Origin of the sequence: Lysinibacillus sp. NPDC093190, from assembly GCF_050280425.1 — a bacterium.
GTDB lineage: Bacteria > Bacillota > Bacilli > Bacillales_A > Planococcaceae > Lysinibacillus.
Genome location: NZ_JBNNVG010000001.1, coordinates 224,609 through 246,481, shown reverse-complemented (window position 1 = coordinate 246,481; position 21,873 = coordinate 224,609). Strand labels below are relative to the sequence as shown.

Genomic DNA, 21,873 nt, shown 5'->3' with positions numbered 1-21,873 from the left:
CCTTATTTAATAAGTGCGTTACAATCCACAATTAAGGCTACTTTCCCGTTACCTAAAATTGTTGCACCTGAAATTGCAAAGATATTCGTTAAGTAATTTCCTAATGATTTCAGAACAATTTCTTGTTGGCCAATGAATGAATCCACAACTAAACCAGCAAGCTTTTCACCTTTGCGAACGATGACCACTGAATGGAATTCGTCATCCTGTAGTTCTTTGCGAGGTACCTCAAAGATTTCTTCTAAGAATACTAGTGGTACTACTTTGCCACGGAAATCGATTACTTTTTGATTATGCGCATTCATAATTTCTGATGAACGGATAATTGAAGTTTCAATAATTGATGAAAGTGGAATTGCATAAATTTCTTTTTCGATTTCTACTAGCATGACAGAAATAATCGATAATGTTAGTGGTAATTGAATCGAGAATACTGAGCCTACATCTTGTGTAGATTCAATTGAAATATTTCCACCCAATGATTCTATCGTTGTTTTAACAACGTCTAATCCAACGCCTCGGCCTGATACGTCAGAAATAACATCTGCCGTTGAGAAACCAGAAGCTAAAATAAGCTCATTGATTTGCTTATCTGACATTGTATATGATTGTTCTTGTGTAACAATACCTTTAGAAATAGCTTTCGCAAGTACTTTTTCACGGTTAATACCTGCTCCATCATCTTCAATTTCAATAAAGACATAGTTACCACTATGATAAGCACGCAGTACAACTGTTCCTTCTTCTGGTTTACCTTTAGCAAGACGAGCCGTAGGATTTTCAATACCGTGGTCAACAGAATTACGAATTAAATGAACAAGAGGATCCCCAATTTCATCGATTACTGTACGATCTAGTTCTGTTTCAGCACCAATAATTTCGAGGTTAATTTTCTTGTTTAGATCACGAGATAACTGACGAATCATTTTCGGGAAGCGATTGAATACTGTTTCAACCGGAACCATACGCATCGTTAAAATAATAGTTTGTAAGTCACCCATGACTCGACTCATGCGTTCTACTGTTTCATTTAACTCTCCATGGTTAACCTCAGTTGCAATAGACTGTAATCGTCCTCGATCTATAACAAGCTCTTCAAATAAGTTCATTAATATATCAAGTCGCTCGATATTAACACGAATTGTTTTATTACCAACAGGCGCATGGCTTTTATCAGCCTTAGCAGGAGTTGCTGCTTTTTCAGGTTCCGGTGCTGCAGTATTTTTTACAGGTGCAGTAGTAGCAGATTTAGCCTCCGCTTCTACTGTAGCTGTTGCTACTACTTCTTGATTTGCTTGTTCTTTTTCACTATATTGCTTTTGTTCGATAGTTGAGACAATCACTTCTTCGACTTCCGAAACTTTCATAATCTTTTTCTGCATATCTTCGGCAGATTCTTTTGTTACGAAAGCTACGTAAAATTGTTGATCGAACTGTTCGTCTTCAAGCTTTTCTACAGATGGACTTGATTTAATAACATCCCCATCTTTTTCTAAAATCTCAAACACCATAAATACTCGTGCTGCTTTTAAAAGACAGTCCTCACGTAATTTCACTGAAATTTCAAATGCATTGAAACCTTGCTCAGCAGATTGTGAAATAACTGTTTGTTCGAAGCCGTCATACTCTAACATACTTGCTACAGCAGTAGCTGGTGTCTCAGTAGTTCCTACTACTTCAGGAATCGCTTCTTCACCTAATTCAATACGCTTTAATTGAGCAACAGTAGAAGATACATCACGTTTTCCATCTCCACCATTCGCAATGTCCATCACCATTTCTTCTAGATGATCTACAGACTCAAAGACAACATCTAAAATTTCAGGAGAAACATGGATTTTCTCGTTTCGGATTGCATCCAACACATTTTCCATTTTATGAGTTAAGTCCGCTAAATCTTCAAAGCCCATTGTCGCAGACATACCTTTTAATGTATGCGCGGAGCGGAAAATTTCTCCAACAATCGCCAGATCATCAGGATTTTTTTCTAGTTCTAATAAATGTTCACTACACGCTTGTAAATGGTCTTTACTTTCTTCAATAAACATCTCTAAATATTGATTGACTTCCATAAGAGGACACCCCTTTAAGGCAAATATTTCATTATTGTTTGTGCAATATCATCTACATCTGCTACTTCATCGACAAGTTGCGTTTCCACTGCTGCTTTCGGCATACCATACACTATACAAGTTTCGGCTGACTCAGCGATTGCAATCACATTTCCAGTACTTTTTAGTGCTTTTAGTCCGTTAGAGCCGTCTTGGCCCATACCTGTCATAATAACTGCCACTTTATCAAAATCTGTAAATTGACTCACATCTTCAAACATCACATCTACAGAAGGGCGATGTCCAGACCTAGGTGGTTCATTATTATCAAGGACTATGCCAAAGGAGGTACCTACTTTTCTAAGTTTTAAATGATACCCACCAGGTGCAATATACGCCACTCCGTTTTGGAGAATATCTCCTTGCTCAGCTTCCTTTACCGTAATCTCACTCAATTGATCCAGACGAGTAGCAAGAGATTTTGTAAATCCTGCTGGCATATGCTGGACAATTAAAATTGGTGCTTGAATTGATTTTGGGATTTTTGTAATTACTTCTTGTAATGCTCTAGGTCCGCCAGTGGAAGTACCTATCAGTACAATTTTTCGACCTACTTTACTCCATTCCACATATGGCTTTGATAGTTCTGCCCTTGTCGGAAAAACATTGACAGGAGGAGTCACTCTACCTTCACTAAGTGATTCTTTTCTAATGGTACTCGCTTTTAATGTCTGTTCTTGTTGTCTTTTACTACCAGAAGGTTTCTTTAATTTTGAAATAGGTACCAATGATGCTTGTTCAACCTTGTGGACAAGTTCGGTTTGGATTTTATGTAAATCAAGAGAAATCGTTCCACTAGGCTTCGCGACAAAATCTACTGCCCCAAATTCAATTGCTGATAAGGCATTTTCTGCTCCTCGTTGAGTAGTACTAGAGAGCATAACAACAGGTACTGGACATATAGTCATAATTTCTTTTAAAGCATCCAGCCCATTCATTTCAGGCATCTCAATATCCATTGTCACAACTGTTGGCTGCAATGATTGAATCTTTTTTATCGCATCTTTCCCATTTCGTGCTGTTCCAACTACTTCAACCTTCGAGTTGTCAACAAAAAAGTCACTAATTAGCTTTCTCATAAAAGCAGAATCATCAACAACTAATAGCTTGCTTTTATGTAAAAAGTCCAATTAATCACGTCCTTTCGAAAAAATACTTCTTAATTTAGTTAAGAATTTACCCGCTGACTGATCATGTGCATGAACTTCCTCCGCACGGTGTTCCATAAAACGCGCCACTATAAGTTGAAGTGTTTTTGTAATAAGTGCGTCTGGATAAGCAAGTGAAAAAGGTACTTGCTCTCGCACAGCCTTACGCACAACAGAATCTTCAGGTAATGAGCCTAATATCGTAACCTCTTTGTCCAAAAAACGTTTCATCGTACGCTTTAGGCGTTCAGTGGTTTCCAGTCCTTCTTCTTTACTATAAGCACGGTTACAGAGTATATAGAACTGCTTGTCTGGATCTCGCATATGAATGTATTTCATCATTGAATATGCATCTGTTATAGAAGTTGGCTCAGCTGTTGATAAAACAATGATTTCATCTATTGAAGCTAGCAAATCTAATGACCAGCTAGTAGCCCCTGCTCCCATATCAAAGAAGATGTAATCAAAGTTTTTTTGAAGCTGCTCAAATGCATGAATGAGTCGTTCAAACAGTTCCTCTGACCATTCTAAGACGCCCGACATACCAGACCCACCTGAAATATACTTTAAATCGTAAGGACCTTCAAATATTACCTCATCTAGTAACTTATTTCCTTCCAAGTAATCTTTCAAACTATAAGAAACATTTTTTCCAATTAAAATATTGATATTGCCCATACCAATATCCATATCAACGATGACAACTTTTTTCCCTTTATTGGCCAATGTAGTTGCAAAATTCATAGTGAAGTTACTTTTACCAACCCCACCTTTGCCGCTTACAACCGCAATTGCCCTACCTAATTCGCCCTGCTGCCCCAACATTTTCAAGCGTAATGTTTCAGCTTGGTCTCTCATTTTTCTTCACCTTGGAAAAATAAATTTAGTACTGCTTCTAGATCAGCCTCTTCAATATCTTCTGGTACTTCTTGACCATTAGTATAGTAAGCAAGTCCTTTATTATATTTAATCATTAAATTAATCATTGTGCCAATAGAATTTGTTTCATCAATCTTTGTAAAAATGAATTTTTCAACTGGTAATTGCTTAAATTGCTCTACAATGTTTGCCATGTCCTTTTCTTTCGTTGTCATAGCAAGTACTAAGAAGGACTCTGCTTGATCATCAAATTTTATGAGACGCTGTAAATCGTCTACATATTTTACCTCTTTATAATTGCGGCCTGCTGTATCTATAAACACTAAATCTAAATGGGCCAATCGGTGGATTGCTTGTTCAAAATCTGTTGCATTATAGGCAATTTCAACAGGAGCCTGCAACAGTCCAGCATACGTTTTTAATTGCTCAATTGCAGCAATACGGTAAGTATCTGTCGTGATAAATCCTATTTTTTTCTTTTTTTCTAAAACTGCTCTAGCTGCCATTTTAGCAATGGTCGTAGTCTTTCCGACACCCGTTGGACCTAAAACATTAATATATTTTTTTTCATAGGATAAGCCCCCGATTGGGAGATCCTCTAGCTCTTTGCGCAATAAATTTTTCGTAATCATCTTACATTGAGAGAAATTGATTTCTGACGCTTCTTTGAAATGCGTAAAAAGCTCATCACCAATCGTTGTGATGAGCTCCTCACTTAGCTCCTGCTGTCTTAAGTATTCAATGAAGGGTAAGAGTTCATCGGGATATTGATCTTGGATAGTCTTCTTATGCATGGAATGCATTAAAGATTTTAAATCTGCAATTTCCTTTCTCAAATCTTCAGAAATGCCGGTTTCCTCATGTAAGGGCGCATCATTCTGTGGCTGTACTGGGTGTACTTTAGCTTGCACAGCATTCGTAATCTCTTGTAACCTTACATTTTCTTTTTTAGATGTTGTTATAGGTAAAACTGCAGGTGCTGGAGCCGCATTACTTGGCTCCATTGAATCAATCCCTGCAACAACCTCAAAACTTTTCTTTTTAATGATTCCAAAAAACTTTTTTGTAATTACTACTTTTGAATTCAAGATGACAGCGTCCTCACCTAATTCAGCACGCACAAGCTTCATCGCTTCTGGTATGGAGGATGCATAATATTTTTTCATTTTCATTCAACATTCACCACCCCAACACTTTGAATTTCAACTGTAGCATCAAGTTCATTGTATGATAGAACTGGAATTTGCGGGAAATAACGCTCCGTTAGTTGACGTAAATACATACGAACTGCTGGAGAGCATAAGATAATAGCAGATTGTTCCATAAAGGAAACGCGTTCTACTTCTGCAGCAATAGTCTCCAAGACAGTTTGAGAATCTTGTGGATCCATCGCTAAGTAATTTCCGTGATCAGTTTGTTGAATACTATCAGCAATCATTTTCTCTACTCTACCCGAAACAGTTATGACCTTTAATGATGTGCTGTCCCCTACGTATTGAGAAGTAATCTGACGTGCCAATGCTTGACGGACATACTCAGTTAATACATCGGTATCGCTCGTTAATTTTGCATAGTCTGCTAGCGTCTCGAAAATAATTGGTAAGTTTCGGACAGAAACATTTTCTCGTAGAAGTTTACCCAGTACTTTTTGAATTTCCCCAGTCGATAACGGTGTAGGCGTCAACTCTTCGACTAAAATTGGATGCGTTTCACGTAAATGATCAATTAACTGCTTCGTCTCTTGACGACCGAGTAATTCATAAGCATTTGCACGAATCATTTCTGTTAAGTGAGTCGACACAACGCTCGGTGGGTCAACAACTGTGTAGCCGAACATTTCGGCATCCTCTTTAACTTGCTCAGTAATCCATTTTGCAGGTAAGCCAAATGACGGTTCAACTGTGTCAATTCCTTCGATGGAATCATCATCTCCTGGACTCATTGCTAAATAATGATCAAGCAGAAGTTCCCCACGTGCCATTTCGTTACCCTTTATTTTAATTCGGTATTCATTTGGTTGTAATTGAATATTATCGCGAATACGGACAACCGGAATGACAATCCCTAATTCTAATGCTAACTGTCGACGTATCATAATGACTCGATCTAATAAATCGCCGCCTTGAGCAGCATCTACTAACGGTATTAAACCATAGCCAAATTCAAACTCGATTGGGTCCACATTTAATAAATTCACAACGTTTTCAGGGCTCTTCATGCCGTCTGTTGCCACTTCTTCCTCAATTTCAAGTAATTCTTCTTCATCCTCTGGTTTTTTATGATCCATCATATAAGCACCAGCAATTAGTGAACCACCAATTGGAAGTGTTATCCAGAGGGGTATAGGTGTGAAAAATCCAAGTAAAAGTATTGTTCCACCCGCTACATAAAGTAGTTTTGCTTGAGCAAATAACTGTCCTGTAATATCTTCACCAAGGCTACCTTTAGAGGATGCACGTGTTACAACAATCCCTGTCGCTGTAGAGATAAGTAGCGCAGGAATTTGCGAGACAATACCATCCCCAACCGTTAACTTAGAAAAATGATTTGCTGCATCTGCAAACGGAAGATCCATCTGCACAACACCGATGATGATACCAAATAATAAGTTGATAATAACCATGACCATTGAGGCAATGGCATCCCCTTTTACGAACTTTGTGGCACCATCCATCGCTCCATAGAAGTCCGCTTCACCCGCTACTTTTTCGCGTCGTTCACGTGCTTCCCGTTCAGAAATAATTCCTGCATTTAAATCAGCATCAATACTCATTTGTTTACCCGGCATCGCATCCAGTGTGAAACGTGCTGCTACTTCAGCTACACGCTCCGCTCCTTTTGTAATAACGATAAACTGAATTAACACAAGAATTAAGAATACAACTAAACCAACTAGTACATTCCCGCCGACTACAAAATCACCAAACGTTTCAACAACAGCACCAGCATCACCTTTGGCTAAAATGGCACGTGTTGTAGAAACGCTCAGTCCGAGTCGGAACAAAGTTAACAATAAAATAACTGAGGGGAAAATAGAAAAGTCTAACGCTTCCTTCATACTCATTGCTGTTAACAGTACTATTAATCCTAATGTAATATTAATGACGATTAAGAAACTTAACATCCACGGAGGAAGAGGAATGATGAGCATCGCAACGATTAAAATAACCGCACCTAAAACCCCTATATCGCGAACTTTCATTTGTGTCCCTCCTACAAAAAGCTTTAAATTTTCCGCTTAATTCGATAAACATAAGCAAGCACTTCTGCTATTGCTTTGAAAAACTCTTCTGGTACTTGATCGCCGATTTCTACTTGATCGTACATTGCTCGTGCTAATGGTCTATTTTCAACCATAATTACGTCATGTTCTTTCGCAATCAGTTTAATTTTTTGAGCGATAAAGTCTGTACCCTTGGCAACAATGCGTGGGGCATCCATACTTTCCTCATCATATTTGAGGGCAATCGCATAGTGAGTTGGGTTTGTTATGACAACATCGGCGTTTGGAATCTCTGACATCATTCGACGCATCGCCATTTCGCGTTGGCGTTGCTTGATTTTCGATTTTATCAGCGGATCGCCCTCACTATTTTTATATTCATCTTTAATATCTTGCTTAGACATTTTAAGATTTTTTTCGTAATCATGTTTTTGATACATCCAGTCTAAAAGGGATACACAAAGTAAGACGAGCGAAGCAGCAATCCCCATGATACCGACAAGCTTACCCACTGTAATAAGAGTTATCCATGGACTTTTAAAGGATAACGCCAAAACTTCTGGTAAATTCGTCCAAACTATAATTGTCGTAACGCCACCGATGAAGCCAATCTTTAATACTGACTTTAGAAGCTCTATAATGGCTTTAACAGAAAATATTTTTTTCAACCCTTTGATCGGGTCCATTTTTTTTAAATCAAACTTCATCGGCTCTAATGTAAATAGAAAACCGAATTGTAGCAAGTTCCCTGCCAATGCTCCAACAAATGCAATTCCCATAATTGGAACAATAATAAAAGCCATTTGCGCCAATGTTTCTGTAAATAAGCGCATCACACTATCAATTGTTAGTGATTCTACGTGTATGTTATGAATAAAAGTTTGCCTAAAAAAAGCTAAAAGATCGTCTCGCAGTGAACCTGCAAAGAAATATAAAAAGATAAATACCATGAGCATGACAATCGCACTGGAAATATCCTGACTTTTGACAACCTGACCTTTTTTTCGAGCATCTTGTCGTTTTTTGGGCGTCGCCTTTTCCGTTTTTTCTCCCGCAAAATACTGTAAATCTAAATCCAGCAGTAGCAACATTTTATCCACCACCTAAAATAGCCATTAAGTCACGCATAGCATATATCATAATTGTAATTAGCTTTTGTATCACTTGAACCATTACAGCCATCATTGTGAATAACACTAGAAAACTAACGCCAATTTTAATAGGAAAACCAACAACAAATATATTTAATTGTGGTACAGTTTTCGCTGTGATTCCTAGCGCCAAGTCGACCAAAAACAAAGTTGCTACAACAGGAGCCGCCATTTGAAAGGCAATCGCAAAAACAGCTGTAAATGTTGTAATGATAAACTCTATATAATTGTCATTTGCGAAATTAGGAAATCCTTGATTCATCGGTAAGAATTGATAACTATAATAAATTCCATCGAGAATCATATGATGTCCATTTATAGCAAGAAGAAAGAGTATTGCTAGCGTATTAAAAAATTGTCCTATCAATGGACTTTGTGCACCTGTTTGCGGGTCAATAATATTGGCAATGGCAAAACCCATTTGAAAATCTATAAAGCTTCCGGCAATTTGAATTGCCGACATGATGATATAGCCTACTAGACCGAGTAACAGTCCAATGAGCGCTTCTTTCATCACTAAAAGTATGTAATCACCATTAAATACAAATGGTTCGACGTCAATTGTATAATACATCATCCAAGCTAAAACTAATGCGAGAGTTATTTTAACTTGTGGCGGAATCGTTCTGTACGAGAAAAAAGGCACAGTGACAAAAAATGCCGATACGCGCACAAGTACTAATAAGAAAACCGTAAAATGCGGGATTAATTCATTCATCTACTCACCCTATATAACGCGTTAAATTCTCAAAAATGTCTCTCGCATAGCTAGTCACTTGTGATAACATCCAAGGACCGAAAAATACGATAGCAGCTAATACAGCGATGATTTTTGGAACGAATGCTAATGTTTGCTCTTGAATCGATGTTGTTGCCTGAAAAATACTTACCGCTAAACCAGTGATTAAAGCAACTAATAGTAGCGGACCGCTTGTTAGAAGGATAATCATAATGGCACGCTCTGCAATTGAAATAACCAATTCACCTGTCATACTGTATCATCCCCTAAAAACTTTGTAGTAATGATTTCATCACTAGATACCAACCATCAACGAGTACAAATAATAAAATCTTAAACGGCAATGAAATCATAACCGGTGGTAACATCATCATCCCCATCGACATTAGAGTGCTTGCGACAATCATGTCGATTACTAGGAATGGAATAAAAATCATAAAGCCAATTTGAAACGCTGTTTTAATCTCACTCAATGCGTAAGCAGGCACTAACATTGTAAGAGGAATTTCTTCTACAGATGCTGGCTTTTCTGCCTTATTATACTTTAAAAATAAATCAAGATCTTTTTGCCTTGTATGCTTACTCATAAACTCTTTAAACGGCACACTGGCACGATCATACGCTTCTTCAATTCCGATTTTCTCAGAAAATAATGGCTGCAATGCCTCTTTATTGACCTCTTGAAATGTTGGGGCCATGATAAAGAAAGTTAAAAACAAGGCAAGACCTACAATGACCTGGTTTGGTGGCATTTGCTGTGTCGCCAACGCAGTACGAACAAACGAAAGCACTATAACAATGCGTGTAAACGATGTCATCAAAATTAAAATACTCGGTGCCAGTGATAGAACTGTTAACAATAAGAGAAGCTTCACAGCGCTAGAGACATTGGTCGGATCGCTGTTGGAAAAAACACTGATTACATCATTCATTTATCATCATTCTCCTTTTGCTTCCATTTCCCCAGTTCTTCACTGCGCTCCTGTTTAATTTCGGAAATCTTTTTTTCAAATAGCTCACCAAAAGAGCCTTGTTTTTGCTGTGTTGGTGAACTCTCATTATTTTTTCTCTTAAACTTAGAAAATACTTCTGCAATATACGGTGATGTTGTTGCAAGTTCTTGTCGTTCATTATAAAGTGCTAAAAGTGCTGCAACTTCCTCAGGATCAGTAATTTCACGTAATAGTTGGACATCCTCACCGATCCCCACTAAATAGAGTGTTTTACCTACTTGTAATAGTTGTACTGACTTTTGAGCACCTAACGATAAACCGCCTAAATTTTGTACTAATTGATTACGCTGAAAGTTTAAATTTCTTTTATTTAAAAACTTCATTAACCCATAAAATAAAGCTACAACAAAAATAAGCGCCAAAACCATTTTTATGTATTCCCATGCAGATATGTCTCCAGCTGCTTGTGAATCTGAATCTTGCTTAGCAGCTGGAGCATTATCTTCTTTACAATCTCCTTTAGTGATGCAGTCGTTTACCATATTCGTGTTAGAGTCTGCATACACAGGAGTCGATGTAGGGTACAAAAACAGGAAGGATACAAGAAATGCGAAAATCATCGTTTGACGAAATGATTTTAACATTTTCATTCGATCATCCTAGAGCTTTTTGAATCGCTTCAATTACACGATCAGCTTGGAAAGGCTTAACAATAAAGTCTTTCGCACCAGCTTGAATTGCATCGATTACCATTGCTTGTTGTCCCATTGCTGAACACATAATTACAGTTGCATTTGGATCTGAACCCTTAATTGCTTTAAGAGCAGCAATACCGTCCATTTCTGGCATGGTAATATCCATTGTTACTAAGTCTGGCTTTAATTCGTTGTACTTTTCAACAGCTTGTAAACCATCAGCTGCCTCTCCAACAACTTCAAATCCATTTTTCGATAAAATATCCTTGATCATCATGCGCATGAATGCAGCATCGTCTACAATCAAAATTCTTTTAGACATGGTTAACTCCTCCAATTGAAACTATCTTAAATTATTTAAACGCTCTGCTTGACTTAAAACATCTGTAATGCGGACACCGAAGTTTTCGTCAATAACAACGACTTCACCCTTAGCGATTAAACGGCTATTAACTAAAATATCAACTGGTTCACCAGCTAATTTATCTAGTTCAATAATCGAACCACTAGATAGTTCTAATATCTCTTTTACAGAACGCTTTGTACGTCCTAACTCTACAGTAACTTGCAATGGAATATCAAGTAGCATATTTAAATTTCTAGCTTCAGATTGCGAGATAACATTTGGATCAAAACTAGCAAACTGTGCTTGTTGAACATTGACCGGTTGAATAGGTCTTGTTGCTTGTGGAATCTGTTGTTGCTCTTGATACATTGGTTGCTGCACAGGCGCTGCCTGCTGTTGATATACTGGCTGCGCAGGCGGTGGTGTTACAGGTGCTTGTGGTTGCATAGACGCCTGTGGTTGTACAGGCGTCGGCGCTACTGGCGCTTCAGGTGCTATTGTTGCAGCAACAGGTTCCTCGATTGATTCCGTTTCTCCTAATAGAGACTTCACAATGTTTTGGCTAAATTTCAGCGGTAATAATTGCATTAGATTCGAATCAATTAAATTACCAATTTTCAATCTGAAGGATACTTTTACGAGTAAATCATCTTCAGGAATATTTTCTCGTCCTTCATTTTGAGAAATATTCATTAAATCAATAGTAGGTGGAGAAATATCCACTTTTTTATTAAATACTGTCGACATTGAAGTGGCTGCAGAACCCATCATTTGATTCATAGCTTCTTGAACAGCACTTAGCTGAATTTCACCTAAGTCTGGTTTCGGATTTAAGCCATCTCCACCTAACATTAAATCAGCAATAATCGCTGCATCGGATTGCTTAATAACAAGTAAATTCATACCTGTTAACCCGATTGTATATTCAACCTGTACGGCTACATAAGGATGAGGAAATTCCTCTTCTAATTTATTACGGTTAATCATTGAAATACTTGGGGTAGTAATATCTACTTTTTGACCTAATAACGCTGAAAGGGCTGTGGCAGAGCTACCAAATGATATATTCCCTACCTCACCTAACGCATCTTGCGCAAACGAATCAAGGTAATCCTCTACTTTTAAATCATTAATATCCTCATTTGTTGAAGCTTCAGTGTCGCTGTTTTTATCTTCCAACGTCTCGCCCCTTAATAACGCTTCAATTTCTTCTTGGGAGAGCATTTCATCACTCATCTTCGTCTCCTCCTTTCAAAGGGTCGATAATCTGGATTGCTAATTTTTTGCCTTGCTTTCCTGGTTGAACTGTAAATTTCGGTAATGTTCCAACTTTTAATAGTAATGGGTCTTCAATTTTTTGTTCTAATTGAATGACATCCCCAATTTGCATTGTGAGGAAATCCTCAATGGTAATGTCTGTAATACCTAGTTCAACGGAAACAGGTAGTTGTGCTTGTTTCACACGTGTTTCAAGCATTTTTGTTTGCTCTGGAGACATCTCTTTTGTATTTGTCTGCATCCAGTAGCGAACAGAAAGATTTGGAACAATTGGCTCCAATACAACATGCGGAATACAAATATTAATCATACCGCTTGTCTCACCGATGATCGTGTTTAAGGAAATAACGACAACCGTTTCATTTGGTGAAATCATTTGTAAAAATTGAGGGTTGACCTCAAGCTCTACTAAAATTGGATCAATTTCCGCAACATTTTCCCACGCCTCGCGTAAATTGTCGAATGAACGTTCAAAAAGGTTTGTCATAATTTTAGTTTCTATTTCTGTTAAGTTATCTACATTACTATGACTCGCCCCACTACCGCCCATTAAACGATCTAACATCGAGTAGGCAATGTTCGGATTTATTTCCATCAATATATTACCATCTAATGGTGGCACTTCAAACACATTAATGAGTGTCATATTCGGAATCGAACGTACAAACTCTTCAAATGGTATTTGGTCTACTGATGCAACAGTAATTTGCACATAGCTTCTCAGCTGTGCAGAAAAGAAAGTTGTCAGTAATCGTGCAAAATTTTCATGTATTCGGGTCAAACTTCGGATTTGATCTTTTGAGAAACGTAGTGCTCGTTTAAAGTCATACACTTTAACCTTGCGCCCCTCGTCCTCTTTTTTTATGTCGTCCGCTGACATTTCCCCGGTTGATATTGCGGAAAGCAGCGCATCTATCTCGGATTGAGATAACACATCTCCTGCCATTTGCCCACCTCCATTTCAAGCAGTTTCTATTTTATTGGGTGATGAAGGAGGTAAAATAAACTTCCTGAACTTCTCCCTCTTGCATCAATTCATTAATTTTTGTTTTTAATGATTTTTGGAAGACTTGCTTCCCTTGCTTACCTTCTAAATCTTTTTGCTCCATTTCGGAAAGCTCTTCAATAACAATATTTTTCACTTGGAAATCACGCTTCGTTAATTCAGCAGCTGCATCTTTACTTGATGTTTGAATTTTTAACGAAAAGCGTACAATTTTGTTATCAGCTAGATTAGTTGTAATTTCTGGAATTTCAACTAAAGCTTCTACGATTTCATCAATGGTTGGCTCAAGAGACTTTGCTGGTTTATTAAATTGGGTAAACAATACAAAGCAAATACCCCCGATAAGTATGATTGCTACTAGCACGATGATAATCATCGTTAACATTTTGTTATTCTTCATCTTCTTCACCTCGTAGATGCGGGTTTGATAGTATTTGTATATTTTTATAAAAGGCTGTTACCTTTTGTCGCACCTCATCTTCACTTTGTAAAACAATGATTTTTGTTCCAGTCGTTAATGTAATGGTCGTATCTGGAAAAGATTCGACCGTTTCTATGTATAAAGCATTCAATGTAAATGCTTTGCCATTTAAACGTGTTAGTTCAATCATTGAAATAGGGCCGGGTCTAGCAAGAGAGCCGGCCCGACCCTCCCTCATATGAAATTATGTTGTTAGTTTTGAGCACCTTGAAATCTTAACTGGTATTTCTTACTTACAAATTACTTAGCGTTTTAAATTTACAAGCTCTTGAAGAACTTCATCAGAAGTTGTGATAATACGTGTATTTGCTTGGAAACCACGTTGTGCAACAATCATCTCTGTAAACTCCTCTGAAAGGTCTACGTTAGACATTTCTACCGCTCCTTGAACAACTTTACCCATACCTGCTACTGTAGCTACTTGTGCATAAGCTGCACCCGAGTTTGTAGTTTGTTGATAGTAATTGCCTCCTACTTTAGCAAGACCTCCAGCGTTCGGGAATTTAGCCATCACCAATTGTCCAGCCCACTGTAGATCACCATTTAAATCTACATAAGTTACCTTACCATCAGCTCCAATATTTACCTCTTTAGCTGTTGTCGGGATACGAATTGGTCCTAAATCACCCTCAGCAGGTGTTAACTCCCCAGCATCATCAAATAAGTTTTCACCATCATCTCCAGATACATTTGGTGCATCATCCGGTGCAATACCTGTATCATCCTTCTCAATAACAATCTCATCGCCAGCCGTTACACCAACTAAATATTTCCCATCGGCATTAACTAGGTAGCCATTGTTGTCCATGTAGAAAATACCATTACGTGTAAATAACGTGTTATTGAATCCATCTTCATCAATAAATCCTGTAGTTTCGTCTGGAGCGCCATTCGCATCAGCCACCATAAAGAAACCATCGCCTTCAACAGCAAAATCTAGGCCACGCCCTGTACTTTGTAAGGATCCGCCACCGTGGATAGTATCGATAGCTGCTAATTGTGAACCTAAACCTACTTGTTGCGGGTTTACACCTCCACGCGTTGCAGTAGACCCTGATGCGCCTGCCTGTGTTTGAGACATTAAGTCTTTAAAATTAACACGCCCCTTTTTAAAACCAACTGTATTAACGTTAGCAATATTATTCCCAATTACATCCAGCTTCGTTTGGAAGTTTTTTAAACCTGAAATACCAGAATACATAGAACGTAACATAATGTCGTTCTCCCTTCGTCTATTAATTGTATGCTTCTATCAATCAGCACACCTAGGCCTCCTATTACAGGTCCAGCCTTTACAGCACGATTGTGCCATCAATATTTGTAAATATTTGCTGCTTTGCTTCCGTGCGGTCCATCGCTGTAATGACAGTTGCGTTTTTAGCACTGACAATTAAAGCTGCTTGATCCATCAAGACTAATGGTTGTTTGACACCTTTTGAGTGCGCTTCAAATACCTTGTCCGATACAGCCTGCCATTCTTGATCAGAAATCGCTATCTTACGCTCGATAATGCGTTCATGCGCATGCTTGCTCACTTTTAACTCTTGTTGATTGGTAGCTTCTTGTAAATGAGCTTTAAACGATTGCTGTGCGTTTATTGGCTTAGGTTGTGTCTGGCGAATAGATGGATGCAATGGTACACGATGAAGTGAAAACTTATCCATCATTCTTCTCCACCTTTATTCGCTGATTACGGTAAAATCTTTATCTGTTAATTTTTTGTCATTGTCTAATACGTAGTAAATAACGCCATCTTTACTTGTTACAGAAACAATACGGCCTTGTAGTTCTTGTTCATCGTCCATATACTTAACATTTTTACCAATTAACTTACTAGCCTGTACAAGTGGCGTTTCTGAATTACCATTTGAATTCGTTCCTGGGCTACCTAAAATTCCTGAGATATTGCCAGGTGTTATTTTCTTACCATCAGCTAATAAGAACTCTACACTGCCATCAACAAATTTTAATGATTCAATAATACCTGTTCCTTCATTGATTACAAAATTACCTTTTTCATCCTTCTCATTTGTTACCTCATGCCACTTTACTTCCTTACCAATAAAGCTTGAATAGCTCATCATCTGTGTTTGTTCCTGAGAAAGCAGTAATGATTCCATTGTCTTTGTCATATTTTGCATTTGCTCAAGCGAAGAGAACTGAGCCATTTGCGAAATAAACTCTCGGTCATCCATTGGATTTGTTGGATCCTGATTTTTTAATTGTGCAATTAATAATTGAAGAAAGGCATTCTTACCAAGTTCACTATTGCCTGTTTGCTTTGTTGGTTTCTGATAATTTGAGTAATAAAAATCATCCGTTATTTTTCCAGTCATTTTATCAGTCGTTGTATCTGCCATCTTTACACCTCCTCACTTATTAAATAATCACTAAACGATTGGCCTTCATCGTCTTCTTCGCTTTTTTGCTCCTGCTCATCTTCCTGTTGTTGCTTAAAGAAATTATTGAAGAAGCTTTGGTCGCGTTGTTGGCGATCTGCGTCTTGCAATGATTGAGCAATATCGAGTCGATCAACTTGAATATTTTGCTGAACAAAGGCTTGCTTTAATTGATGCGCCTGACTATCAAGTAATTCACGTCCATGAGCTGTCGAAGCTAGCAGACGGGCTGTGAGGACACCGTCATTTTGCACAAGCTCGATACGAATTGTTCCTAAATTTTCTGGATACAATTTCAATGTTAAACGTGTAATACCTTGTGCATTCGAGACTTGGGCTCTATTGATAATTGCTTGCATCTCTTTTAATAATGCCTCTGACTGCGCTGGTTTTGCAGCGGGTAGTGTCACTTGGAACGTATCTGCTTTTGTTTGGACTGTATTGGAAGTCACCATTTCATTAGCACTTGTGTCTGTCTGTTTTGTAACTTGGACTTGTTGGACTACTTTCTGAAAGCCTTGTAACGGAAGTGTCATTGTTGTTTTAGTTGTTACTTGCTGTTCAGATTGAATTGTCTCTACTTGTGTTTGCATCGTTGTCAAAAGACTCTTTATGTTAGTTAGCAATTTTTCTTGTGAAGCTGTTAAGTCCGTCTTTTGTCCAACTAGCTGTGCTAACTTTAACACTTGAAGCAATGGCGCTACTTCTTTCGGTGTCACTTGTCCTTCACCTTGTAAAGCTGCTACGATCTGAGTTTGAAGCATCGGTGCTTGAGCATCTACTAGTGCTAAAAGCTCCCATACATCTCTTGCTTCTTTATCCTCTCCTAGCAACTGTTGCACTAATTTCTGAAGTTGCTCGGTATTAATCCCCAATGCATTCATTAAATTATCAAGATTCAACATTTCATCTATAGCGACTGCTTTGCCTTCTTCACCAATTTGAAGCATTAACAAGCCATCGTCGTGTGGAATCCCTAATAAATCTAGTACGTCTTCTATAGAATCAGCATTTAAAACTGCCGCTACATCAGAAATATCTTTTGTATCAGTTGACTGTGTAGGCTGTTGCATTTGATTTGAAGAAGAAATAATTTGTCCAAAAACAGACCCAAACGTTGCTAAATTCTCTTTGTTCGACGGTCCATTTGCTTTAACATTGGAATCGCCTGGTGTTACAGGTTTTGTAGCCACCGTTTTAGTTGGTATAGCCTTAGACATCATTTGCATCATCGCCACATCCATCATGTTTCACCTCCTTTCAGATTTTCTTATTGTTTAGTCATCATTTCTGTATATTTCGCTGCATCTTGTGGATTCATTTTTTCTAGAATCGCTGCTAATTTATCTGGTTTTAAGTTTGTTAAAATACGCAATGCTTCAGTATCGCTCATTTTAATAAGAACTGGCGCTGCTGCTTTAGGGGACATCTTATCAAATGTTTTTAAAATATCAGTAAAGTCACGCTTTACGTCACTTTGCTCCCTATTTAATTTTTCAATTTCAAATTTCAGCTGTTCATTTTCTGTCGTTAACTTTTCTTTTTCAGTTGTTGCCGTATCCATTTTCTTTTGCAGCTGTACGATTTCCGCATCTTTTTCTTGTACTTCAGCTTGTAAATTTACAACCTTCGAATCATTATTAACTACAGCATCTTTTGCTTGTTGTTCTTCTGAAGGAACGAATGGTAAGCTTTCAATTGCCTTCTTCCCTAAATTAAAGACATTCGTATTCATGAGGGTTGCAACAACAAGTAGAACTGCCGCCACAAACATGATAGGTATTACAAACCAAGTAAAAAACTTTCGAATGCCACCTGATTTACGTTTAGGCGGTTGTTCTACTAATTCCGTTTTAAGTCGATTGTCTTTTTTCGCCATGAAATCACCTGATTTCTCTCTTGTTGTACGTAAGTGATGAAATCTCATCTAAAAAAATGCCTTCGATACGATCCTGCTCTTGCTGGAATTCTTTAAAATCTTTTTCTCGCATTTTTTCAAATTTACGTACTTCCAAGTTTTTTTCTAATAATTTTTCTTCGTGCCAATTCATTTTTGCACGCGCTTGAACAACTTTCTGCTGTACATCAACAATTGTTTTTTCGAGGCTATCAATAAATCGTGCATAGTGATGAACCTCCTCTATTGATGAGCCTACAGCTAAACGCTCCTGCTGAAACTCTATTAAATCTTCTTTCTTTTTTAACAAATCATATAGCTTAGTTGCTACTTCTTCAAAAGAACGTACAGATTCTTTATAGGCAATTTCAGTTTCATTTTTTTCCTGTTCTCGAATGGTTAACACTTTTTCAAAACGATATATATAGCTGACCATCCTAGTTTCCACCACCGTTCGATAATGAAATTAACTCATTCATACTTTCCACAAGGGTCACTTTATCTAAATAGCCCTGCTTTAAATATGCGGTAATGAGAGGTTCATAGTAAATTGCTTCATCAATTTCTTTTGATGTACCTTTCTTATAAGCACCGATATTAATTAGATCCTCTGACTTGTCATATGTATAATAGAGCTCCCTTAATCGTTCTGCAGCCTTTTTGTGCTCTGGCTCTGCTACATGATTCATTAAACGGCTGACGCTTTTTAATACATTAATAGCTGGATATTGACCTTTATTGGCAAGGTTTCGATCAAGGACTATATGACCATCTAAAATCCCTCGCACAGTATCTGCAATTGGCTCATTCATATCATCACCATCTACTAATACTGTATAAAAGGCAGTAATAGAGCCTTTCTCATTAGTACCTGTGCGTTCTAATAGTTTAGGTAAAATCGCAAATACAGATGGTGTGTATCCTTTTTGAGCTGGCGGTTCACCTGTCGCAAGACCGATTTCACGCTGTGCCATAGCAACACGGGTCACAGAGTCCATCATCAACATGACATTTAAGCCGCGGTTTCTAAAATATTCGGCAATTGCTGTTGCGGTAAAGGCTCCTTTAATTCGCATTAATGCAGGTTGATCAGAAGTGGCAGCAACAACTATAGATCGACTTAAACCCTCTGGTCCTAAATCACGCTCTATAAACTCACGAACCTCACGACCACGCTCTCCAATTAGCGCGATTACGTTTAAATCCGCTTGGGTATTTCGCGCAATCATACCGAGCAATGTACTTTTCCCGACCCCAGAACCAGCGAAAATACCAACACGTTGTCCATTACCAACTGTTAACATGCCATCAATTGCTTTAACACCTACTTCAAGTCTTTCATTAATAGGTGGGCGTGTTAGCGGATTCGGTGGGTCCTGCTCTGTCGGAACTGACATTAATCCTTTCGGTAATACAGTTCCATCTATTGGATTTCCCATGGAATCAAGTACTTTACCGATTAGCTCGGGACCTACTTTTACCTCAAGTGGTGCCCCTGTACCTTCGACTAGGCAGCCAATTGATATTTCTCGAAGAGAGGTAAAAGGCATTAAGACAACAATTTCATCTTTGAATCCTACAACCTCTGCTAAGATGATTTGATGGCCGTTTTTGGAAGTTTCCACATGAATTTTACAAACATCACCAATAGAACTATCTGGACCTTGCGACTCAATCATCAAGCCGACAACTCTAGTTACTCTACCAAATTTTTTAAAGGTTGGTATTTGAGGAATTTGTTCGATTAATTGAGCCGTTTTCATCTAGATCATTCCTTACTTTCTAATATTTCATATAGCTTCAATCTTAGTTCGTTTAATTGTTCATCAATACTTACTACAATACGGCCATGATTTGTTTCAATATAGCAATCTGTTTCATTTTCTAAATCCTCATTTACAAAAATCATAAATGGTACGTCAGTTGGGAACATTTCAGCCAGTTCATCTCGATTGGAAGTAATTAATGCATAGTAGATAGGTGAAACATAAATTTTTATTTCTTTCATTTCTCTCGCTTCTTTAAGTCCTCTACGAACGATTGAAACAAATAATTCATTGTCTCGCTCTAAAGATGCATCAATAATTCGCTCTGCTGCGGTTAAGCCTAGCTCTAAAACAATCGATTCCTGATCTTCAATATATTTTCGAGCATTCTCCCTCGCATGAATAATTATTTCATTGGCCGTTTGGAGAGATTGGGCCATCGCTTCATTAGCTTTGTTCGTCCCATCCTCATAACCTTGACCAAATCCTTCATCATACGCTCCTTGCACTCGATTAGGTCGTTCTTCTTCCCAACCTTGCTTTAAATGTTCAATTTCCTGAAAGAACATTTGCTTTTCTTGTTCATAAGTTTCACGTTCAGCCTGTATAGTAGCTCTAGCCTCTGCAAGTAAACGATCACGCTCTTCTAGCACTTCTTCGATAGTAATTTGTTTTTGAGGTGGAATTTCTCCGTTTTCTACCTCTTGCATCTCAAACATGTCACGAATTTGAATCTTTTTGACATGATCGCCATTGGACTGTGTATATACAGAACGGATGATTCTAGACAATGACGTCATCTCCTCCACCACGTGCAATAATAATCTCACCAGCATCCTCTAAGCGACGAATAACCGCAACAATTCGAGATTGCGCTTCCTCTACATCACGCAGACGTACAGGTCCCATAATTTCCATTTCTTCCTTAAATGTCTCAGCCATACGTTGTGACATATTGCGGAAAATAATATCTTTTACTTCTTCGCTTGAAACTTTCATTGAAAGCAGTAAGTCTTCATTTTCACAATCACGAATAACACGTTGAATCGAGCGGTTGTCGAGCGTAACAATATCCTCGAATACAAACATACGTTTTTTGATTTCTTCTGCAAGCTCTGGATCTTGAATTTCGAGTGCATCGAGAATCGTTTTTTCCGTTTGTCGGTCTACACCATTTAACACTTCAACAACTGCATCAATGCCACCCGTTTCCGTGTAATCCTGTGTAACAGTTGATGATAATTTACGCTCTAAAACAGATTCAATTTCACTAATAACTTCTGGTGAAGTTGATTCCATTACGGCTATACGTTTAGCAATATCAGCCTGTACTTCCTGTGGCAATGAAGATAAAATAACGCCCGCTTGCCCTGCCTCTAAATAAGATAGAATAAGGGCAATTGTTTGTGGATGTTCATTTTGAATAAAGTTAAAAATTTGTGCTGGATCAGCTCTACGCGCAAAGTCAAATGGACGCACTTGTAAAGAAGATGTTAGACGATTAATAATTGTTTGCGCCTGTTCTACACCAAGTGCTTTTTCCAATACTGTCTTCGCGTAACCAATACCACCCTGTGTAATATAATCTTGCGCAAGTGCAATATTGTGGAATTCTTCAATAATTTCCTCTTTAACATTTGCTTCTACTTTTTTAACGCTTGAAATCTCTAATGTTAAACGTTCAATTTCCTCTTCTGTTAAATGTTTATAGACAGAAGCTGAAACCTCAGGCCCTAATGAAATTAACAAGAGAGCAGCCTTTTGTTTTCCGGTTAATTCTTTATCTTTCTTGGACACAGTC

At 38.0% G+C, this 21,873-nt stretch carries 24 protein-coding genes; all 24 read right to left on the bottom strand.

Annotated features, from left to right (window positions below; translation table 11 throughout):
* Positions 1-2: 2 nt before the first annotated feature.
* The 24 genes from ACQKOF_RS01165 to fliG all read right to left on the bottom strand — a co-directional run bounded on the left by ACQKOF_RS01165 (position 3) and on the right by fliG (position 21,869).
* Positions 3-2,072: a chemotaxis protein CheW gene (locus ACQKOF_RS01165; protein ID WP_427552875.1), complete on the bottom strand. Its 2,070-nt coding sequence runs from the start codon at positions 2,070-2,072 to the stop codon at positions 3-5.
* Between the two features lie 14 nt (positions 2,073-2,086).
* Entirely contained in the window at positions 2,087-3,241 is a 1,155-nt protein-coding gene (locus tag ACQKOF_RS01160) for a protein-glutamate methylesterase/protein-glutamine glutaminase (protein WP_427552873.1), read from the bottom strand.
* On the bottom strand, positions 3,242-4,117 hold the full coding sequence (locus ACQKOF_RS01155; protein ID WP_427552871.1) for a MinD/ParA family protein: 876 nt from the start codon (positions 4,115-4,117) through the stop codon (positions 3,242-3,244). It abuts the gene before it with no gap.
* Positions 4,114-5,310 carry a flagellar biosynthesis protein FlhF gene (gene flhF, locus ACQKOF_RS01150; protein WP_427552869.1) on the bottom strand — a complete coding sequence of 399 codons (1,197 nt, stop codon included), beginning with the start codon at positions 5,308-5,310 and terminating at the stop codon, positions 4,114-4,116. Before flhF ends, ACQKOF_RS01155 begins: the two co-directional genes overlap by 4 nt.
* On the bottom strand, positions 5,307-7,340 hold the full coding sequence (gene flhA / locus ACQKOF_RS01145; RefSeq protein ID WP_427552867.1) for a flagellar biosynthesis protein FlhA: 2,034 nt from the start codon (positions 7,338-7,340) through the stop codon (positions 5,307-5,309). The genes flhF and flhA overlap by 4 nt, the downstream gene beginning before the upstream one ends.
* Before the next feature lie 23 nt (positions 7,341-7,363).
* On the bottom strand, positions 7,364-8,452 hold the full coding sequence (flhB, locus tag ACQKOF_RS01140) for a flagellar biosynthesis protein FlhB (protein WP_427552865.1): 1,089 nt from the start codon (positions 8,450-8,452) through the stop codon (positions 7,364-7,366).
* Position 8,453: 1 nt separating this feature from the next.
* Positions 8,454-9,230 (bottom strand): flagellar biosynthetic protein FliR, encoded by a 777-nt coding sequence (gene fliR, locus ACQKOF_RS01135; RefSeq protein ID WP_427552862.1) that lies wholly within the window; start codon positions 9,228-9,230, stop codon positions 8,454-8,456.
* A gap of 4 nt (positions 9,231-9,234) precedes the next feature.
* Complete coding sequence (gene fliQ / locus ACQKOF_RS01130; protein ID WP_337991288.1) at positions 9,235-9,504, bottom strand: flagellar biosynthesis protein FliQ; 270 nt, start codon at positions 9,502-9,504, stop codon at positions 9,235-9,237.
* Positions 9,505-9,517: 13 nt separating this feature from the next.
* Positions 9,518-10,183 (bottom strand): flagellar type III secretion system pore protein FliP, encoded by a 666-nt coding sequence (gene fliP / locus ACQKOF_RS01125; RefSeq protein ID WP_427552859.1) that lies wholly within the window; start codon positions 10,181-10,183, stop codon positions 9,518-9,520.
* Positions 10,180-10,854 carry a flagellar biosynthetic protein FliO gene (locus tag ACQKOF_RS01120; protein WP_427552856.1) on the bottom strand — a complete coding sequence of 225 codons (675 nt, stop codon included), beginning with the start codon at positions 10,852-10,854 and terminating at the stop codon, positions 10,180-10,182. The genes fliP and ACQKOF_RS01120 overlap by 4 nt, the downstream gene beginning before the upstream one ends.
* A 4-nt stretch (positions 10,855-10,858) precedes the next feature.
* Entirely contained in the window at positions 10,859-11,221 is a 363-nt protein-coding gene (locus ACQKOF_RS01115; protein ID WP_049668450.1) for a response regulator, read from the bottom strand.
* A 21-nt stretch (positions 11,222-11,242) separates the two neighbouring features.
* Positions 11,243-12,481 carry a flagellar motor switch phosphatase FliY gene (fliY, locus tag ACQKOF_RS01110; RefSeq protein WP_427552853.1) on the bottom strand — a complete coding sequence of 413 codons (1,239 nt, stop codon included), beginning with the start codon at positions 12,479-12,481 and terminating at the stop codon, positions 11,243-11,245.
* On the bottom strand, positions 12,474-13,469 hold the full coding sequence (gene fliM / locus ACQKOF_RS01105; RefSeq protein ID WP_427552850.1) for a flagellar motor switch protein FliM: 996 nt from the start codon (positions 13,467-13,469) through the stop codon (positions 12,474-12,476). Before fliM ends, fliY begins: the two co-directional genes overlap by 8 nt.
* Before the next feature lie 31 nt (positions 13,470-13,500).
* Entirely contained in the window at positions 13,501-13,929 is a 429-nt protein-coding gene (fliL, locus tag ACQKOF_RS01100; RefSeq protein ID WP_427552847.1) for a flagellar basal body-associated protein FliL, read from the bottom strand.
* Positions 13,919-14,140, bottom strand: coding sequence for a flagellar FlbD family protein (locus ACQKOF_RS01095; protein WP_049668748.1), 222 nt, complete (start codon positions 14,138-14,140; stop codon positions 13,919-13,921). The genes fliL and ACQKOF_RS01095 overlap by 11 nt, the downstream gene beginning before the upstream one ends.
* A gap of 114 nt (positions 14,141-14,254) precedes the next feature.
* The gene (locus ACQKOF_RS01090; RefSeq protein ID WP_427552844.1) at positions 14,255-15,223 is read right to left on the bottom strand and encodes a flagellar hook-basal body complex protein; all 969 of its coding nucleotides are present in this window, start codon (positions 15,221-15,223) and stop codon (positions 14,255-14,257) included.
* Positions 15,224-15,302: 79 nt separating this feature from the next.
* Complete coding sequence (locus tag ACQKOF_RS01085; protein ID WP_427553149.1) at positions 15,303-15,674, bottom strand: TIGR02530 family flagellar biosynthesis protein; 372 nt, start codon at positions 15,672-15,674, stop codon at positions 15,303-15,305.
* 15 nt (positions 15,675-15,689) lie between these two features.
* Positions 15,690-16,370, bottom strand: a complete 681-nt coding sequence (gene flgD, locus ACQKOF_RS01080; RefSeq protein ID WP_427552841.1) for a flagellar hook assembly protein FlgD — start codon at positions 16,368-16,370, stop codon at positions 15,690-15,692.
* A gap of 2 nt (positions 16,371-16,372) precedes the next feature.
* The gene (locus ACQKOF_RS01075) at positions 16,373-17,656 is read right to left on the bottom strand and encodes a flagellar hook-length control protein FliK (protein ID WP_427552838.1); all 1,284 of its coding nucleotides are present in this window, start codon (positions 17,654-17,656) and stop codon (positions 16,373-16,375) included.
* Between the two features lie 23 nt (positions 17,657-17,679).
* Positions 17,680-18,288: a MotE family protein gene (locus ACQKOF_RS01070; RefSeq protein WP_427553147.1), complete on the bottom strand. Its 609-nt coding sequence runs from the start codon at positions 18,286-18,288 to the stop codon at positions 17,680-17,682.
* Between the two features lie 4 nt (positions 18,289-18,292).
* Positions 18,293-18,742 (bottom strand): flagellar export protein FliJ, encoded by a 450-nt coding sequence (gene fliJ / locus ACQKOF_RS01065; RefSeq protein WP_427552835.1) that lies wholly within the window; start codon positions 18,740-18,742, stop codon positions 18,293-18,295.
* Position 18,743: 1 nt separating this feature from the next.
* Positions 18,744-20,069 carry a flagellar protein export ATPase FliI gene (fliI, locus tag ACQKOF_RS01060; RefSeq protein ID WP_053483299.1) on the bottom strand — a complete coding sequence of 442 codons (1,326 nt, stop codon included), beginning with the start codon at positions 20,067-20,069 and terminating at the stop codon, positions 18,744-18,746.
* Positions 20,070-20,074: 5 nt separating this feature from the next.
* Positions 20,075-20,863, bottom strand: a complete 789-nt coding sequence (gene fliH / locus ACQKOF_RS01055) for a flagellar assembly protein FliH (protein ID WP_427552831.1) — start codon at positions 20,861-20,863, stop codon at positions 20,075-20,077.
* Positions 20,856-21,869, bottom strand: coding sequence for a flagellar motor switch protein FliG (gene fliG / locus ACQKOF_RS01050; protein ID WP_053594207.1), 1,014 nt, complete (start codon positions 21,867-21,869; stop codon positions 20,856-20,858). Before fliG ends, fliH begins: the two co-directional genes overlap by 8 nt.
* Between the last annotated feature and the right edge of the window lie 4 nt (positions 21,870-21,873).

Bases quoted from the DNA above. Each gene is read 5' to 3' on its own strand.
- flhB (WP_427552865.1), bottom strand. From the start codon at position 8,452: ATGTTGCTACTGCTGGATTTAGATTTACAGTATTTTGCGGGAGAAAAA.
- ACQKOF_RS01115 (WP_049668450.1), bottom strand. From the start codon at position 11,221: ATGTCTAAAAGAATTTTGATTGTAGACGATGCTGCATTCATGCGCATG.
- ACQKOF_RS01165 (WP_427552875.1), bottom strand. From the start codon at position 2,072: ATGGAAGTCAATCAATATTTAGAGATGTTTATTGAAGAAAGTAAAGAC.
- fliR (WP_427552862.1), bottom strand. From the start codon at position 9,230: ATGAATGAATTAATCCCGCATTTTACGGTTTTCTTATTAGTACTTGTG.
- ACQKOF_RS01075 (WP_427552838.1), bottom strand. From the start codon at position 17,656: ATGATGGATGTGGCGATGATGCAAATGATGTCTAAGGCTATACCAACT.
- flgD (WP_427552841.1), bottom strand. From the start codon at position 16,370: ATGGCAGATACAACGACTGATAAAATGACTGGAAAAATAACGGATGAT.
- fliL (WP_427552847.1), bottom strand. From the start codon at position 13,929: ATGAAGAATAACAAAATGTTAACGATGATTATCATCGTGCTAGTAGCA.
- ACQKOF_RS01120 (WP_427552856.1), bottom strand. From the start codon at position 10,854: ATGAAAATGTTAAAATCATTTCGTCAAACGATGATTTTCGCATTTCTT.
- ACQKOF_RS01155 (WP_427552871.1), bottom strand. From the start codon at position 4,117: ATGAGAGACCAAGCTGAAACATTACGCTTGAAAATGTTGGGGCAGCAG.
- ACQKOF_RS01070 (WP_427553147.1), bottom strand. From the start codon at position 18,288: ATGGCGAAAAAAGACAATCGACTTAAAACGGAATTAGTAGAACAACCG.
- fliY (WP_427552853.1), bottom strand. From the start codon at position 12,481: ATGAGTGATGAAATGCTCTCCCAAGAAGAAATTGAAGCGTTATTAAGG.
- fliQ (WP_337991288.1), bottom strand. From the start codon at position 9,504: ATGACAGGTGAATTGGTTATTTCAATTGCAGAGCGTGCCATTATGATT.
- fliJ (WP_427552835.1), bottom strand. From the start codon at position 18,742: ATGGTCAGCTATATATATCGTTTTGAAAAAGTGTTAACCATTCGAGAA.
- flhF (WP_427552869.1), bottom strand. From the start codon at position 5,310: ATGAAAATGAAAAAATATTATGCATCCTCCATACCAGAAGCGATGAAG.
- ACQKOF_RS01095 (WP_049668748.1), bottom strand. From the start codon at position 14,140: ATGATTGAACTAACACGTTTAAATGGCAAAGCATTTACATTGAATGCT.
- fliI (WP_053483299.1), bottom strand. From the start codon at position 20,069: ATGAAAACGGCTCAATTAATCGAACAAATTCCTCAAATACCAACCTTT.
- fliP (WP_427552859.1), bottom strand. From the start codon at position 10,183: ATGAATGATGTAATCAGTGTTTTTTCCAACAGCGATCCGACCAATGTC.
- ACQKOF_RS01085 (WP_427553149.1), bottom strand. From the start codon at position 15,674: ATGGATAAGTTTTCACTTCATCGTGTACCATTGCATCCATCTATTCGC.
- flhA (WP_427552867.1), bottom strand. From the start codon at position 7,340: ATGAAAGTTCGCGATATAGGGGTTTTAGGTGCGGTTATTTTAATCGTT.
- ACQKOF_RS01090 (WP_427552844.1), bottom strand. From the start codon at position 15,223: ATGTTACGTTCTATGTATTCTGGTATTTCAGGTTTAAAAAACTTCCAA.
- fliM (WP_427552850.1), bottom strand. From the start codon at position 13,469: ATGGCAGGAGATGTGTTATCTCAATCCGAGATAGATGCGCTGCTTTCC.